The organism is Halobacteroides halobius DSM 5150, from assembly GCF_000328625.1.
In the GTDB taxonomy this organism is placed as follows: domain Bacteria; phylum Bacillota; class Halanaerobiia; order Halobacteroidales; family Halobacteroidaceae; genus Halobacteroides; species Halobacteroides halobius.
In genome coordinates, this window is the sequence record NC_019978.1 from 256,503 (window position 1) to 273,890 (window position 17,388).

A 17,388-nucleotide genomic window follows, 5' to 3' on the forward strand; every position below is an offset into this window, starting at 1 on the left:
CATAGCTCATTATAATTTATTAATTGAGGAGGGAATAAAGAATGAGACTTAGTAAGAAAGTAGCACCTTATTTATTTGTTTCGCCTTTTTATATACTGTTTGCTATTTTTGGGGCGTTTCCAATTTTATTTTCATTATTCTTAAGTTTTCATCAATGGAATGGATTATCTCCAATGCAATTTGTTGGATTAGAAAACTATATTTTTGCATTAACTGACCCTTGGTTTTGGAAATCTATATCTAATACTTTGATTATCTTTGTATTAACAACAATTCCTCAACATATTATAGCTTTGTTTTTAGCCTTTATATTAAACTCTGGTGTAGTAAAGTTTAAAGAATTTTTTAGATCATCTTATTTTTTACCCTATATAACTTCTTCGGTGGCTGTTTCTTTAATTTTTATGACTTTATTAGGAAAGAATTATGGTATATTAAATGCCATTTTACAATCAATATCTAGTTTTCCACCTATCGAGGTATTATTTAATTTAATGGGTGTTAAGTTACCTATTGGGTGGTTAAGTGATCCTGAATGGTTAAAAGTAGCTATAGCTAGTTTGGTTACTTGGAAATTTACAGGTTGGAATATGATTATATACTATGCTGGAATTCAAAAAATTCCTAATAGTTTATATGAAGCTGCTAAAGTAGATGGTGCTAGTTTACGAGATCAATTTTTTAATATTACATTACCTTTATTGCGACCGGTTATTTTCTTTGGAGTAACAATGTCTATTATTGGTAACTTACGTATATTTGCTGAACCAATGATTTTGACGGGAGGTTCAGGTGGACCAGGACAATCAGGTTTAACTACAGCAATGTATTTATATAAGACAGGCTTTGAATGGACTCAATTTGGTTTAGGAAGTGCAATGGCTTATATTCTTTGTGCTATAATAATTATTTTATCAATAATTAATAATAAATTCTTTAGTCAAGATATTTAAAAGGAGGAGAGAAGATGAATATATCAACAAAGCAGGAAGAAGATAATAAAATAGAGGTTACAACAAAAGAAAAAGTTATGAGTGTTAGCAAAAAAATATTGTTGTATACTGTTTTATTATCTGGAGTAGCAATAACTTTATTTCCTTTTTTCTATATGTTAGTGCTAGCTACTAAAACACGAGCAGAAATATTTAATTATCCTCCACCATTATGGTTTGGTGATGCTTTTTTTGCAAACTTAAATACGTTATTAAGTAAAATGCCCTTTTATACAAATGTTTTCAATAGTGTTTTTGTGGCTGTTACTACTACAGCTCTTACATTATTTTTCTGTTCTTTGGGAGGTTATGGTTTTGCCAAATATGATTTTAAAGGGAAGGATAAATTATTTTTTGCGATGATAGGAACAATGATGGTTCCTATGTTGTTAGGGGTTATTCCTTGGTTTATTATGATGAGAGAATTTGGATGGATTAATACATTTTGGCCTTTAATAATTCCGGGTATAGCAAATCCATTTGGTATTTTCTTAATGAAACAGTTTATGGATAATATTCCAGATAGTCTTATTGATGCTGCTAGAATAGATGGCTGTGGAGAGTTTGAAATTTTTTATAAAATTGCTTTACCGTTAAGTTTGCCTGGTTTAGGAACTTTAGGGATTTTAACTTTTCTTGCTTCTTGGAATAGATATATGCAACCATTATTAATTTTACAGGAAAAATCTATGTACACTATTCCAGTAGCACTTTCTAAGTTGCAAGGAAAGATAGACCAGAACTGGGGGGCCCAAATGGTAGGAACCGCCTTAGCAATTGCTCCAATTGTAATTGCATTTGTTTTAGCCTCAAAACAATTTATTTCTGGTATAACTGCTGGTGCCACTAAAGGATAAATTAGTTAACTAAAGATAAGTTAGTTAGGAAAGGAAAGGTTCAAATGACTAAACTACAGTTTCCGCTAGATTTTGTTTGGGGTTCGGCAACTTCCTCCTACCAGATAGAAGGCGCTTATGATGAAGATGGTAAAGGGGAGTCAATTTGGGATATTTTTAGTCATACTTTAGGGAAGATAAATAATAATGATACAGGTGATGTGGCTTGTGATCATTATCATAGATATAAAGAAGATATAGAGTTAATGAAGGAAATTGGGCTTGATAGTTATCGCTTTTCTATTTCTTGGCCTAGAATACTACCTAATGGTAAAGGAGAAATAAATCAGAAAGGGTTAAATTTTTATAAAGAGTTAGTTGATCAGCTTTTAGAAGCTGGGATTGAACCAGTAATTACTTTATATCATTGGGACTTACCGCAGGCTTTACAGGAAGAAGGTGGCTGGGCCAATCGGGACACAATAAAATATTTTGTTAAGTATGCTGAAGTTTTATTTGATGAATTAGGTGCTAAGGTTTCGCAATGGATTACCCATAATGAACCTTGGGTAGTATCATTTTTAGGTTATGCTGAAGGGGAGCATGCACCTGGAATTAAGGATAGAAAGCAAGCTTTACAGGTAGCCCATAACTTATTAGTATCTCATGGTTTAGTGGTGAAAAAATTTAGAGAGTTAGATTTAACAGGAGATATAGGGATTACTCTAAATCTTACATCGGTTTATTCGTATTCGGAGACTGATAAAGATCAAGAGGCTGCTCAATTAATGGAAGAGTATATTAATGGCTGGTTTTTAGATCCAGTTTTCAAAGGTAGCTATCCAAAAAAGTTGGCCCAAATTTATGAAAATCAGTTTGGAAAAATTGATATTCAAGCTGGGGATATGGATTTAATTAGTCAAGAAATAGATTTTTTGGGGATTAATTATTATAGTCGGGCTTTAATTAATTATAATCCAAATTCTAAATTTTATGGAATTGAAAGTATAAAACCTGCTGAAAGTGATTATACAGCTATGAATTGGGAGATATATCCTGATGGTTTGTATGATTTATTAACTAAATTAAATCAGGAATATACTAATAAGCCACTATATATTACGGAAAATGGAGCTGCTTTTGATGACCAAATCATTGCTGGGCAGGTGAATGACCAACGAAGGATTAATTATTTAAAAGAACATTTTAAGAGTGTTTATAGAGCTATTCAGGATGGAGTACCAGTACGTGGTTATTATGTTTGGTCACTAATGGATAATTTTGAGTGGGCTTATGGATATAGTAAACGTTTTGGATTAATATATGTAGATTATAATACTCAAAAAAGGACTTTAAAAGATAGTGCCTATTGGTATCAGCAAGTGATTGAAGAAAATAGTATAGGAATTGATTAATTTTATATAAAATATTTTTTAAGAAAAATGATAATACAAAATAAGCCAAATATATAGAAAGGAGAAAGAATATGTCCAAAAAAAGTTGGGAATTTGTAGAAGGAAATGAAGAGTTTAGTTTAAAAGATCCTGATAAAATAAATTCTCTTTATTTTCCATTAGCTAATGAAGCTGAAATGATGTCAGCTATAACTCCATCATTACACGGGGATATAAAAACTGGTCAAAATACTTTTGCTATGGAGCCGGTTTCAGCTATAGATTTACATAATAAGAAATCTAGTCGTAATTTTTGGGTGGTAGTAGATAAAGAAGAAGCATGGTCTGCTACAGGTTATTCTGCCAAACAGGAAGTGTATAAATTTGATAATGATAATTCAGAAGAAGTAACGCTTGAGGCTGGAATGTTATGGCATAAGATTACTAGAGAAAATAACAAATTAAATTTAAAATCAGAGGTAACTAATTTTGTTCCTAGTAATGATGATACTGTAGAATTAATGAAAGTTAAAATTACTAATACAGGAAATAAGGCTAGGGAAGTATCACCAACTGCAGCTATTCCAATATATGGTCGGTCAGCAGATAATTTAAGGGATCATCGCCATGTAACCTCTTTATTAAATAGAATAGAAACAGTTGATAATGGAGTAGAAGTGAAACCTACTTTATCTTTTGATGAACGTGGTCATAAGTTAAATGCTGTCTCTTATAAGGTTTTAGGTAGAGATGGTGACGGAAAGAGTCCAGTAGGATTTTTTCCTATTTTAGAAGATTTTGTTGGTGAAGGTGGATCCTTAGCCTGGCCTGAATCTGTCATATCTAATGCAAATGATTATTGTGAGTCAGGGGAAAAATTTGAAGGTTTTGAAGCTGTAGGAGCTTTACGATTTGAAGATGTTACTTTAAAACCTGGTGAAGAAAAATCATATATTTTAGCTATTGTAATTGAAGAGGATGAATATGAAGAAGATCTAGCAGCTAAATATTGTAGTACACAAGGTTTCAATGCTTATTTAGAAGCAAATAAAGACTTTTGGCAAAGTAAAATAAATAAAGTTCAATTTGATTCTAGTGATGAAGAATTTGATTCTTGGATGAAGTGGGTTACTTTACAGCCAACCTTAAGAAGGATCTATGGTTGTTCATTTTTGCCTCATCATGACTATGGTCGTGGTGGCAGAGGTTGGAGAGATTTATGGCAAGATTGTTTAGCCTTATTACTAATGGAACCTGAACCAGTGCGAGATATATTATTTAATAATTTTGCAGGAGTTAGAATTGATGGTAGTAATGCTACAATCATCGGTTCTAAACCAGGGGAGTTTATAGCTGATCGAAATGATATTAGTAGAGTTTGGATGGACCACGGAGCTTGGCCGTTTTTAACTACTAAGTTATATATTGATCGTAGTGGAGATTTAGAATTTCTATTAGAAGAGCAAAATTACTTTAGGGATGCTCAAATTTATCGTTCTGAGAAGACAGATGAAAGTTGGAGTTCAGAGGATGGAAATAAATTATTAGATGAAGATGGTAATGTCTATTCTGGGACTGTTTTAGAGCATATACTAGTTCAGCATTTAACTCTATTCTTTAATGTTGGAGAACATAATAATCTAAGATTAGAGGGTGGAGATTGGAATGATGGATTAGATATGGCAGAAGATAAGGGAGAAACTGTAGCTTTTACAGGATTATACGGAAGAAATATGTTAGAACTAGCTGATTTACTGCGTAGTTTACAGGAGAAATTAGAAATAGATAAGTTAGAGATAGCTAGAGAAATGAAATTATTATTAGATACTTTAAATGATAAGGTAGATTATGATTCTGTTACTGAAAAACATAAGTTACTCGATAATTATTTTACTAGTTGTGAATCGGTTATATCTGGTGAGAAAGTTGAAGTTAGTATTGAAGATCTTATTTTGGATTTGGAACGTAAGGGAAACTGGATTATTAATCATATTAGATCTAATGAATGGATTGAAAATAAGGAAGGTTATAAATGGTATAATGGTTATTATGATAATGATGCTCAGAGGTTGGAAGGAGATCATTCTTCTGGAGTAAGGATGACTTTAACTGGGCAAGTTTTTAGTATTATGAGTGGAGTAGCTACTAAAGAGCAAATAGAAAAGATTACCGATGCGGCTGATCATTATTTAAAGGATGAAAGTGTTGGTGGGTATCGATTAAATACTGAATTTAATGAAGTGAAGCTAAATATGGGTAGAGCCTTTGGATTTGCCTTTGGAGAGAAAGAAAATGGGGCTATGTTTAGTCATATGGCTGTAATGTATAGTAATGCTCTTTATAAACGTGATTTCTCTAAGAATGGATTTGAAGTTATAAATTCAATTTATGAACATTGCAAAGATTTTGAGACTAGTAGAACATATCCTGGTATCCCTGAATATATTGACTCACGCGGTCGAGGTCTATACCACTACCTGACTGGTTCAGCTAGTTGGTTACTATTAACAATGGTCAACCAAGTTTATGGAGTACAAGGGATAGTGGGAGATTTAATGTTGGATCCTAAACTAGTTAAATCCCAGTTTGATAAGAATGGAAGAGCTAACATCACAACTATCTTTGCTGACAGAAATCTTAATATTACTTATGAGAATAGTGAATTTGTTGAGGTTAATGACTATAAAATTAAGACGATTACTATTAATAATGAAGAGATTGATTTTAATTTAGAAGATGGAGCTGCTGTTATAGATAGAGAGTTAATTTCTAAGCTAGATAAAGATAAAGAACATCAACTAGAAGTAAAATTAGGATAGAATTAATAGGAGGGAAAAATGAATTATTTACCAGATGATAATCGATACCAAAAAATGAAATATAACTATTGTGGAGAAAGTGGATTACAACTACCAGCTATTTCTTTAGGATTATGGCATAATTTTGGTGGTATAGATGATTTTGAAAATAGTAGAGCTATGATTAGAAAAGCTTTTGATTTGGGGATAACTCATTTTGATTTAGCTAATAATTATGGGTCCCCTCCTGGTTCGGCAGAAGAAACGTTAGGAAAGATATTAAAGACTGATTTAGCTAACTACCGAGATCAACTGATTATCTCTACTAAGGCAGGTTATGGAATGTGGTCAGGCCCTTATGGAGATGGTGGGTCTAAAAAATATTTAACTGCTAGTTTAGATCAAAGCCTTAAGCGGTTAGGGGTTGATTATGTAGATATATTCTATCATCACCGCCCTGATCCTAAGACACCACTTGAAGAAACAATGAAAGCTTTAGATACAATTGTTCAACAAGGAAAGGCTCTTTATGTGGGGATCTCTAATTATGATGCGCAGCAGACAAGAGAGGCAGTAAAAATATTAAAAGATTTAGGAACTCCTTTTATAGTCAACCAAGTTTCCTATTCTATGTTTAATCGCTGGGTTGAGGATGAATTATTAGATGTGTTAAAAGATGAAGGTTTAGGATCAACAGTATTTTCTCCTTTATCTCAGGGATTATTAACTGATAAATATTTATCTCAAATACCAGATGATTCTAGGGCAGCTAGTTCTAATGAATTTTTAACTGCGAATGATATAACAGAAGAGAAGTTAATAAAGACTCAGAAATTGAATGAATTAGCTAAGAAGAGAGGTCAGAGTTTGGCCCAGATGGCTTTAGCTTGGGTACTAAGACAAGAAACTGTAACTTCGGTTTTAGTAGGAGCTAGTAAAGTAAGTCAAATTGAAGAGAATGTTAAAACGATAAATAATCTAGAATTTAGTAATGAAGACTTAAAGAGAATAGAAGGAATCTTAACTTCTTAAGATAGAAGAGGTGTTAAGATGCTATATCCTAGGACAAGTGAATGCCGACAATCAGAAGAAGTTAAAATTTATGATGATAAGAAGGGTTCTGGAGGATATAAAATACTGAGCCAGATAGATCAAATGTAGCTCAGTTTTTCGATGTTATTTGTTTAAACAAATATTATTCTTGGTATACAGATCCTGGTTAATTAGAAGTTATTGAATTACAGGCAGAAAAAGAATTAAGAAATTGGCGTGAACACTTTAAAAAGCCATTAATTATGTCTGAGTATGGTGCAGATACAATTGCAGGTTTTCATCAAGATCCTCCAGTAATGTTTAGTGAAGAATATCAGTGTGAGTTATTAAAGCGCTATCATAATATTTTTGATAAATTAGATTTTGTTATTGGAGAACATGTCTGGAACTTTGCTGATTTTGCTACTAAACAAGGCGTTACTAGAGTGCTGGGGAATAAAAAAGGAGTATTTACTAGGCAGCGTCAACCTAAATCGGCCGCTCACTTGTTAAAAGAAAGATGGAATAATAAGTAAAATCAAATAAGGGAGGCTAAGTATGACTCCAAACTCAGATTTATTAGAGATTAAAGAATATACTGCTGAAGGATATAAACCATTAATTGATTATGGAGAGTGGAGAGTGGCAATTTTAAAGTATTGTGATGAATTATTGCCACAGAAAATTAATAAAATGCAAAAGCATGATCAAACTGATGAAGTTTTTGTATTATTAGAGGGAGAATGTATCTTATTTCTTGGCGAAGGAGAGGAAGAAATTATTGATATTCATGCTAAGAATATGGAACCATTGAAATTATATAATATCAAACGTTCTGTCTGGCATACACATACTCTTAGTCAGGATGCTGTAGTCTTAATTGTTGAGAATGAAGATACTTGTTTAGCAAATTCTCCAGAAAAAGAATTGACAGTAGAACAGCAAGAAAAACTAGTTGAATTGACTAATTCACTATGGGATTAATAATTATAATTTTTTAACTATTTGTAAATTTTAAGGAGGGGAATAATGAAACAGGATTTCTCATTAACTAAAGAAGGCTATTTTGTAATAGATGATTATCAGAATAAACCTACTTTTGCTAGTTTCCTACCTGGGATAGCTGGTAAATTAGGTATTCCACTATGGGCTTTTTATGTTAATAGAGGCCAAGGACTTGCTAGTTTTGGTATCGAAAGTAAAGAACATCCAATTATGGAGTTTTATCCAGCTAATAAATCTTATCAGAATGTAGAGACTAAAGGGTTTAGGACTTTTATTAAGATTAAAAATGATAATGGTGAAACTATTTATGAACCTTTTAGAAAAGTAACTGACCAGATCTCTACTAAGATGACAATTGCTCCTTATAAATTGACTATAGAAGAAGAAAACTTAGATTTAGGCTTAAAGGTACAAGTAAACTACTTTATTTTACCTAATGAAAACTTTGGGGCTTTAATTCGTCGTGTTAAAGTTAAGAATATTGCAGATAGTCAGCAAAATATAGAAGTATTAGATGGAATGCCAATGTTAATTCCTTATGGTATTAGTAATGGAGAGTTAAAAGAAGTAAGCCAAACTATTTCAGCTTGGACAAAAGTTTATGCTTTTGCAGACAAGACTCCATTTTACCGTTTGAGAGCTTCAGCTGAAGATGAGGCAGAAGTTAGTCAAATGGAGGCAGGAAACTTTTATATTCCATTTACTAGAGAAGATAATGAAAATAAATTATTACAACCATTAGTAGATCCAAAAGTTATCTTTGAAAATCGAACTAGTTTAGAAGATGCAGTAGGATTTAATAAGCAAGAATTAACAGATTTTAAGGGGAAACAAATTTTAGAGAATAGATTCCCAGCAGCTATGTCTGCTACTAAAGATAGATTAGCTAAGGGAGAAGAGTTAGAGATTAATTCTGCTTATGGGCATCTTGCAGATCAAGATATGATGACTGATGTAACTAATAAAGTATTAGCAGATGATTTCTTAGATAATAAAGCAGAAGAGACTGCTCAGTTACATAATTACTATGCTGATCATATCTTTACAGTTAGTGGCGAGCAGACTTTAGATGCTTATAGTAGCCAAACCTTTATGGATAATATATTGCGAGGTGGTTTTCCAACTAATTTTGGGGAGGAAAGTGAGACTACTTATCACATTTTTTCTAGAAAACATGGAGATTTAGAGCGTGATTATAATGAATTTTCACTAGAACCTGCTTATTATTCACAAGGGAATGGTAATTTTAGGGATGTTAATCAGAATCGACGTTGTGATGTATTTTTTAATCCGCAGGTTAAAGATCATAATGTAAAACTATTTGCTAATTTAATTCAACCTAATGGCTATAATCCATTAGTAATTGAAGGAAGTAAATTTTATATTGAAGATGAGCAAGCTAAGCAAGAGATCATTAGTCAAGTTGCTAGAAAAGATAGAGAAATGGTTTCAGATAGATTAGAAGAACCATTTACTCCTGGAGCAATAGCAGTCTTTATTGATAATCATGAGCTAGATCTTAAGTTAGATATTTCTGAATTTGTTGATTTAGTAATTGATAATGCCGAGTTTTGGACTGAAGCTCAATTTGGCGAAGGATATTGGATTGATCACTGGACTTATAATTTAGATTTAATTGAGAATTATTTAGCAGTTTATCCCGAAAAGTTAAAAGAGTTATTATTAGAAGATGAAAGTTATACTTTTTATGATAATTATGCTCAGGTTCAACCTAGGGATAAGAAGTATGTTTTAACAGATGCTGGGCCAAGACAATTTAATGCCGTTGTTGAAGATGAAGCTAAAAAAGAGATGATTGAGCAGCGAGATAAGCTACCTTATTATGTCCGAGCTGATCAAGGAAGAGGAGAAATTTATCAGACAACACTAATGACTAAGTTATTGACTTTAGTTATTAATAAAGTATCAACTTTAGATCCATTTGGAGTAGGTATTGAGATGGAATCTAATAAACCAGGTTGGTATGATGCTTTAAATGGTTTACCTGGGATTTTTGGTTCTTGTACTGCTGAAACAATGGAGTTAAAAAGGTTAGTTGAGTTTTTACAAGAAAGCCTAGCTCACATAGATATTGTTGATACTAAATCAGTTCTTCTGCCTGTAGAGTTATATCAATTTTATGAATCTTTAAGCCAAGTTTTAGATAATTGGATAGCTAAGGAGGATAGTTTTGCTTATTGGGATCAAGCTACTGCCCTTCGTGAAGAATATAGAGCAAAAGTCTTTGCAGGTTTTGCTGGTGCTGAAGAGGAGTTAACAATTAAGGATCTGAAAAGCTTTTTAGATAGAGTAGAGACTAAATTAAATCGAGCAGTAAAGTTGGCCCGAGAAGATAATGGATTATTTACAACTTATTTCTCTTATCAACCAGTGGAGTTTGAAAAGACTGGTGAAAAGTCTGCTGATGGTTTAGACCATATTAGGGTAACAGAGTTTGAACAACATAGATTACCAGAGTTTTTAGAAGGACAGGTTAGAGCCATGAAAGTATTAGAAGACCAAGATGAAGCTAGTCAATTACATGCTACTGTCCATGATAGTCAGTTATATGACCAGCCACTAGGAATGTATCGAGTCAATGGTGATTTATCTAGTGAATCCTATGATATTGGCAGAGCTAGAGCCTTTAGTCCAGGCTGGTTAGAAAATGGATCTATTTGGTTGCATATGGAGTATAAATACTTATTAGAGTTATTAAAATCAGGCTTATATGATGATTTTTATCAAGCAATTGATAAAGCCTTAATTCCATTTCAGGACCCTGAAACTTATGGGCGTAGCATTTTAGAGAATAGTTCCTTTATTTTAAGTACTCTTAATGATGATGCTGAAAATCATGGCCGAGGTTATATAGCTAGATTAAGTGGTTCTACAGCAGAGTATCTTCATATGTGGTCTTTAATGGCCTTTGGCCCGCAACCATTTACTATAGAAGATGGAAAATTAGTTTATAAACCACAACCAGCTTTAGAAGCTGATTTATTTACTATAGAAACTAAAGAAGTATCTTTGCAAGTTAGTGAAACTAAAAGAGTAGAAGTAGAGATACCTGCTAATAGTTTTGCTCATCGTTTCTTAGGTAATACACTAGTGATTTATCATAATCCTAATAGAAAGAGTACTATTGGTACTAATAAAGCAGAGATTCAAGGTTATAAATTATTAACTGAAGATGGTCAAGAGATTGAAGTGGAAGAGTCAATAATTTCTTCTTCATTAGCTAAAAAAATTAGAGAGGGAGAAATTAATCAAATAGATATCTTCTTAGACTAGATAGAAGTGTTGTTAAATAGCTATTTAACAACTTTATAAGTAAATAAATTAAATATTATTCTTAAAGGAGGTGATGAAAAAAGAAAGAGCCATCCCTTCTAGGTTACAGGCATCCAACCATCCCTAGAAAGGAATGACTATTTATTAAGTATATCAGATCAGCTAAGATATTAAAAGCAAAATTATTATAAGACTTAGCTGCAGATGAGATGTTTTTAGTCACTCTGGTAAAAATTTATGAGATTAGTTGTTATATTAAAATTATTTTATAACCCTATAAGAATTTAATATTTATAAATTGAAGATTAAACCTAAAGGGGGAAATATAAATGAAAAAGGTTTCTTTATTACTCAGTTTAGTATTAGTTTTAGCCTTAGCTGTACCAGTTTTGGCTGAGTCTAATGTAGAGATTAGTGGTAATTATGGCTTTACATTCTGGGAATTTAGTGAAAAAGATGGCAAAGCTAATTATTCAATGAATGGTATTCCTGGAGCAGTATTTGGAATAGGTGATTGGAAACAATCTACTAGTGATGGCAATGAAGAGCAATTTGAAATGGGCTTAAATCTAAATATGAAAGCTACAGTTGATGATACAGTAACTGTAGATGCTGGTTTTATTAAACTTGATGAAGAAATGGATGGAGAATTAAAAGGTTCTGATAGAACTTTTGCACAGGATTTATCAACAATGCAAGATAATCCTAAACTGAAACTAGAGAATTTAACCCTTACTGCTAAGCCAGATTTTGGTGAGGTGATTATTACTAATAACTTTAATTACAACTTTAATAATAAGGTACTTGCTGCTCAATTTGATGGTAACTGGGGAGATATGATGTCTTATGGTGAAGGTGTATTAGTTAAAAGTGATATAGTCGGTTTAAATACTCAATTTTTTATTTATAAAACTGATCAAGATAATTGGATGAAACAAGGTGAAAGAGATACGCCTGTAAAGCAAATGGTATATGGTACAGATTTAAAAAAAGATTTAGGTATGGGTAAAGTAGGTGCTCTTATTGTAAGAACTCATGATCAAAAAGGAGAAAACGCTAAAATGAGCGATGGTAGTGATAATCCTGCTTATGATAAAGATCTTGATAATACACACATCGCTGTAAATGGTGAATTCAAGCCAATGGATATACTAACAGTTAAAGGTGAATTTATCACTGCTAAGTATGGTGATGATGTAGAAGCTATTCACAATACGGTTGCTCCACCGTGGTTATCTCAAGATTACTCTGTAGGAACTGATAAGCAAAGAGAAGATACTAATATTATTGAGTTATCTGTTGAGTCAACTCCACTGCCAGGTTTGAGTCTGACTGGAACCTATAAGGATGTTGGCGAAGATTATGTAGCAGTACAGGGTAACTCTCATGAAAGACAATCATGGTTTGGAGATGAAACATTTAATCCAGGTACTCAGAGATTTGATTATAATGATGGAACTGGTTATGAAAAAGGATTTAAGGTAGACGGTAGTTATATGGTGCCGGTTCCTTTAATGCCCCAGGTAACTGGAATGTTCACTCAATATCTAGAAACTCGTAGTAAATTAAATAGGCTTGCTGATGATCAAGTAACTATTGGTAAAGTTGGAGCAAATGTTTCTGGTGATTCCTGGGAAGCTGAGACTTATTATCGGTATAAAAATGATAAAAGACCTGTTGAAGAAAATGGTGTAGTATTTAATGAAGTAAATGTAAATGGTAGTTATACTGTCTTAGATAGTGAGGCCACTACAGTCGATTTAACTGGTGAACTTAGTTATTATACTGGTGATGACGAAGACGCTAAAAAGAATAAAAACTTTTCTAAAGAAACTCGAGTTAGAGCTGGTGTCAATAGTAGCCATAAGTTAAATGATAAGGTTGATTTAACTGCTAGCTATGACTTTGGTATTGTTCAAGAAAATAGTGACCTATTAAAAGGTAAAGCTATGCAGAATCTAATTAAGGCTGGGTTAAGCTACAAGGTTAGTCAAAATACTACTTTAAATGTTAACTATCACTATGATGCTTATCAACTTAAGAATATTGATGATAAGGAAGATAACTTTGGTGAAGTAATGAATGAAAAAGAGGCTAACCATGTTTGGTATAATGGTCAAGAAAGCTGGCAAGATAGAACTGCTTCTTATGAAGGTTATACAACTCATTCAGTTAAAGCTACTTACAACGTAAGCTTTTAATAGAGAAGAAAGAGATATCGGTTTGGAGTTTAGTTAGATATTGGTAGGTAGTCAGGTAGTAATACTTGACTACCGTTGACTACCGAAAAGTCTAATCATTAGAGATTACAAGGAGGAGAAAAATGAAGAAATTACCTATTATAATGATTTTATTGGCCGGACTATTGCTGGTTGTAGGTTGTTCTGATGTTATGGGGCCCAAAACGTCTACTTTAACAGTTAGTCTTCAAAATGAATTAGGAGAGGATATTGAGGGAACCGTAAAAGTTGATGGGAATGAGAAAACCGGTTCATCAGTTCAATTTGAATTACTAAAAGCTGGAGACTATACAGTGAATGCAAATGCTATTACTTATAAAGAGAAATCCAAGCAAGTAACAATGGATGGAGAAGACACTACTGTATATATAACATTAGAAGCAGCTCCAATAGAGGATCCATCAGAGCCAGCACAAGAGCCTACTGATTTGAGTGGAGCAACAGTTGTCTATAGTGATGCGACCGGTGGAACAGCAGCGAATGTAGGTACTATGAATCAATTTTGGTATGGCTCTATTAATTATTCTGAGATAGACGTAAGCGAAAATAATGTTGCGAAGTATCAATATTCCGGAACAGCCGGAGAATGTGTAGGGATTACGTTCGATCCTATAGATGCTAGTAGTGAAGAAGTAATTAAGTTAGATGTATATGTTACAGATAAGATGAAAAAAATTGCGTTTAAACCAGTTGATTCTTCTGATAATGGAAAAGAATATTCCTATACTGTCGGGACAGATATTAGTGCAAATGAATGGAATACTGTGACAATTGATTTATCCTCTTCTGACCTTAATACTTCATCTATAGCTCAGCTTGGTGTAATTATTAAGAAGGGTGGTTTGGCAGGTCAAGCTATGTATCTTGACAATATATATCTAAAGTAAGCAGATAAAAGACTTTAGGTCTACCAACACCGTCGGACACTTAAGTGTCCGACGGTGGATAATCACTTGATTGGACAGATGAATTTGATGTTAGAGTTACACTAAATTATTATTACTTTATAACAGGTGATTTATATTTTAGATAATATAGTTTTGAATAATTAATAAGTTGTTCATTATAATTTAGGATTTATATTAATATTCATTTTTTGTTTCAAGTTAGACAGTAATGAAACTATTAATTTGTTTCTTATCAGCTAAGGGAGATAATAAAATGTTTACAACAAAATGGAAACTCTTTTTTGGATTACTTTTGTTTTTAATAATTATGATTCTGACTGCCTGTGTTAATGAAGGCAGTATTGAAAAGTATACTTTGACTGTAAATGTTGAACAAGCAACATCAACACCAACAATCAAAGTCTATGATGATCAAGAAGAAATCGCTAGTCAAAAAGGAAATCCAATTCAATTTAACTTAAGTAATGGAAGCTATACTATAGAAATAATAACTGATGGTTACCCCACTAAAACTAAAGAAATTTTAATTAATGATGATAATGAAACAATAAGTTTAAATCCTGGTAAGGAATGGAGTCTTGCTTGGGCAGATGAATTTGACTCACTGACATTAGATTCATCTAACTGGACTCGTCAAGTACTTCCAGCAGGGACATTTAATAATGAATGGCAGGCCTATACTGATAGCTCTGAAAACTCTTATATCCAAATGGATACAGATGGTAATAATGGGGCAATGGTAATTGAAGCAAAATATAATGATCAAGGACTTGAAATGGGTAATTTCACCTCAGCCAGAATGATAACTAATGAAAAGGTAGAATATCAATATGGAAAAATAGCAGCCAGAATTAAAGTACCAGAGGGCCAAGGGATTTGGCCAGCATTTTGGATGCTTGGTACAAATATTGATGAAACCGGTGGTGATACGTCATGGCCGTACTGTGGTGAAATAGATATTATGGAGAAAATCGGCGGTAGTAATACTAAAGAAAAGACAGTTCATGGAACAGTTCATTTTGCCAATGAAGCAAATGCTTATGAATATATTGGAGGAAGTAAGACTATATCAGAATATCTATCTGCGGATTACCATGTCTATGAAATAGAGTGGAATGCTGATGCAATCATCTGGAGATTAGATGGTGTAGAATATCATAGACAAGATATGACAGATCCAATGTTTGATGAATTTGAAGCACCATTTTATATTCTATTAAATGTAGCTGTTGGTGGAAATTGGCCAGGTTATCCTGATGCTACAACAATTTTTCCTCAAAAGATGTATATTGATTGGGTTAGAGTGTATAAATAGTTTACAGTAGACAGTTGACGGTTGACAGTTAAAATTCAAGAACAGAATCAAAACCTTAAATTATCCACTGTAAACTGTTAACCATATAAAAAAGGAGGATTAAAATGACAAAAAAGGACATTAAAATAATTCAAACTGCTAAAGATACAGAAGATAGATTATCAGAAAAAGAAGATTTACAATTTACAACAGAATATAATAATAATTTACCAACACTTGAAATTAATCAAGAAGAAGAATATCAAGAGATTACTGGTTTTGGTGGTGCTTTTACTGAAGCAGGAGGTTATACCTTATCCCAGATACCAGAAGAAAAGAGACAAGAAGTAATTGAAGCTTATTTCCATCCTGAAAAAGGAATTGGCTATACTTTATGTCGGACTCATATTAATAGTTGTGATTTTTCATTAGGAAATTATGCTTATACTGAAACTGAAGGGGATACAGAATTAGAAGATTTTGATATCTCTCGAGATAAAGAATATTTAATTCCTTTTATTAATGATGCTTTAAATGTAGAGGAAGCGGAATTTAAATTATTTGCATCACCTTGGAGTCCTCCAGCTTGGATGAAGACTAATGAAAGAATGAATCAAGGTGGAAGTTTAAAAGAGGAATATTGGCAGACTTGGGCCAACTATTTTGCTAAATATATTAAAGAATATCGAGAAGAAGGCATAGATATGTGGGGAGTAACAATTCAAAATGAGCCAATGGCTGAAACTCCTTGGGATAATTGTATTTACCAAGATGAAGAAGAACGAGACTTTGTTAAAGTACTAGGGCCAACGTTAAAAGAAGCCGGACTTGAAGATATCAAAATCATGGTCTGGGATCATAATAAAGATATTATGAAATCTCGTGTAGATACTATTTTATCTGATGAAGAAGCTGCTCAGTGGGTGTGGGGTGTAGGCTTTCACTGGTATGGTAGTAGTGATAGTAAATCTATTGAAGATGATAAAGTATTAAGTTATACTTATCAAACTTATGATAAAGAATTAGTCTTTACGGAAGGTTGCAATCCACTCTATGATGAAGATAACTTCTTTGGCGAGTGGTGGACGGGGGAAAAGTATGGTCGACATATTATTTCTAACTTAAATCATTATACAACAGGTTGGGTTGATTGGAATATGGTTTTAAATGAAGAAGGCGGGCCAAACCATGTAGAAAATTATTGTGATGCTCCAATTATAGTTGATACTGAAAATAATGAAATTATTTATGAAAGTCCTTATTATTATTTAGGACATTTCAGTAAGTATATTCGTCCTGGAGCTAAACGAATTGCTTGTAATTCAGACACTAATCAGTTAAGGGTTACAGCAGCTAAAAATCCTGATGGAAAAATTGCAGTTATAGTGATGAATGAAAGTGATGAAGAAATTTCATTCAATCTAAAAAATAATGATGGGCAAGCTACTAGAGTAGTCAGTCCAGCTCATTCAATTCAGACATTAATTTATTAAGTAATTATCCATTATCAATTTTCAATTCTCAATTACATTTGCTATCAATCAAGTTTTAGAGTTATTAAAAATTTAGAGGATACAAGTTTAATAATTACTAGG

11 protein-coding genes and 1 pseudogene are annotated in these 17,388 nt (G+C 32.6%); all 12 read left to right on the top strand.

Annotated elements, in window-relative coordinates:
* The first annotated feature begins 41 nt into the window (after window positions 1-41).
* The gene (locus HALHA_RS01295; RefSeq protein ID WP_015325993.1) at window positions 42-953 is read left to right on the top strand and encodes a carbohydrate ABC transporter permease; all 912 of its coding nucleotides are present in this window, start codon (window positions 42-44) and stop codon (window positions 951-953) included.
* Window positions 954-967: 14 nt separating this feature from the next.
* Window positions 968-1,849: a carbohydrate ABC transporter permease gene (locus HALHA_RS01300; protein WP_015325994.1), complete on the top strand. Its 882-nt coding sequence runs from the start codon at window positions 968-970 to the stop codon at window positions 1,847-1,849.
* Window positions 1,850-1,893: 44 nt separating this feature from the next.
* Window positions 1,894-3,243, top strand: coding sequence for a GH1 family beta-glucosidase (locus HALHA_RS01305; protein ID WP_015325995.1), 1,350 nt, complete (start codon window positions 1,894-1,896; stop codon window positions 3,241-3,243).
* Window positions 3,244-3,314: 71 nt separating this feature from the next.
* The gene (locus HALHA_RS01310) at window positions 3,315-6,041 is read left to right on the top strand and encodes a GH36-type glycosyl hydrolase domain-containing protein (protein ID WP_015325996.1); all 2,727 of its coding nucleotides are present in this window, start codon (window positions 3,315-3,317) and stop codon (window positions 6,039-6,041) included.
* Window positions 6,042-6,059: 18 nt separating this feature from the next.
* Complete coding sequence (gene mgrA / locus HALHA_RS01315) at window positions 6,060-7,052, top strand: L-glyceraldehyde 3-phosphate reductase (protein WP_015325997.1); 993 nt, start codon at window positions 6,060-6,062, stop codon at window positions 7,050-7,052.
* Between the two features lie 110 nt (window positions 7,053-7,162).
* A pseudogene (locus tag HALHA_RS01320) lies at window positions 7,163-7,588 on the top strand (glycoside hydrolase family 2 TIM barrel-domain containing protein); the annotation flags it as partial.
* A 22-nt stretch (window positions 7,589-7,610) separates the two neighbouring features.
* Window positions 7,611-8,036, top strand: coding sequence for a WxcM-like protein (locus HALHA_RS01325; protein ID WP_015325998.1), 426 nt, complete (start codon window positions 7,611-7,613; stop codon window positions 8,034-8,036).
* Between the two features lie 45 nt (window positions 8,037-8,081).
* A complete protein-coding gene (locus HALHA_RS01330; protein WP_015325999.1) occupies window positions 8,082-11,351 on the top strand; it encodes a hypothetical protein in 3,270 nt (1,089 codons plus the stop codon).
* 329 nt (window positions 11,352-11,680) lie between these two features.
* Entirely contained in the window at window positions 11,681-13,552 is a 1,872-nt protein-coding gene (locus tag HALHA_RS01335) for a hypothetical protein (RefSeq protein WP_015326000.1), read from the top strand.
* 122 nt (window positions 13,553-13,674) lie between these two features.
* The gene (locus HALHA_RS01340; RefSeq protein WP_015326001.1) at window positions 13,675-14,478 is read left to right on the top strand and encodes a hypothetical protein; all 804 of its coding nucleotides are present in this window, start codon (window positions 13,675-13,677) and stop codon (window positions 14,476-14,478) included.
* Between the two features lie 274 nt (window positions 14,479-14,752).
* Entirely contained in the window at window positions 14,753-15,814 is a 1,062-nt protein-coding gene (locus HALHA_RS01345; RefSeq protein WP_015326002.1) for a glycoside hydrolase family 16 protein, read from the top strand.
* Between the two features lie 104 nt (window positions 15,815-15,918).
* Window positions 15,919-17,286, top strand: coding sequence for a glycoside hydrolase family 30 protein (locus HALHA_RS01350; RefSeq protein ID WP_015326003.1), 1,368 nt, complete (start codon window positions 15,919-15,921; stop codon window positions 17,284-17,286).
* Window positions 17,287-17,388: the final 102 nt, after the last annotated feature.